This window comes from Pedobacter sp. 01N416 (genome assembly GCF_056399685.1).
This window is the reverse complement of the sequence record NZ_JBFTRT010001115.1, coordinates 1-436: the sequence shown is the minus strand read 5'-3', so window position 1 is coordinate 436 and position 436 is coordinate 1. Positions and strand designations below refer to the sequence as shown.

Here is a 436-nt window from a genome sequence, read left to right as displayed (position 1 = left end):
GCCCAGAAACATCAGTCAAGTCTTCTACAGGTTTAACATCTTGGTAATATTTGACATCCCATTTTCCGTTACCTCCTGTCGTTCCGTATTCATGTCCTCTTTCTTCCAGCAGCCATTTCGAAAAATCTAAGTACCTCTTGTTATTGGTAACATTATATAATTTCACTAAAGCCAATTCAATCTCTTCGTGTCCAGGAACCCAGTGGCGTTTTCCTTCTCCAAAAATGGACATCATGTGCTTTATCATCTTTTCAGAAACACCCAACAATTTTGTTTTTCCAGTTGCCTGATAATATGCCACACCCGCTTCTATAAGATGTCCCGCACAATAGTCCTCGTGCTTGTCCATATTGGTCCATCGCTTATCTAATCCTGTTAAAGTATAATAGGTATTAATATAACCATCCTTTAATTGGGCACTTGCTATCTTATCAAT

Annotated in this window: 1 protein-coding gene; it reads right to left on the bottom strand. The window is 38.5% G+C overall.

What is annotated here, in order from left to right:
- Positions 1-436 (bottom strand): beta-L-arabinofuranosidase domain-containing protein (locus tag AC1DND_RS29495; RefSeq protein ID WP_477586596.1); only part of this gene is annotated, 436 nt, incomplete at both ends.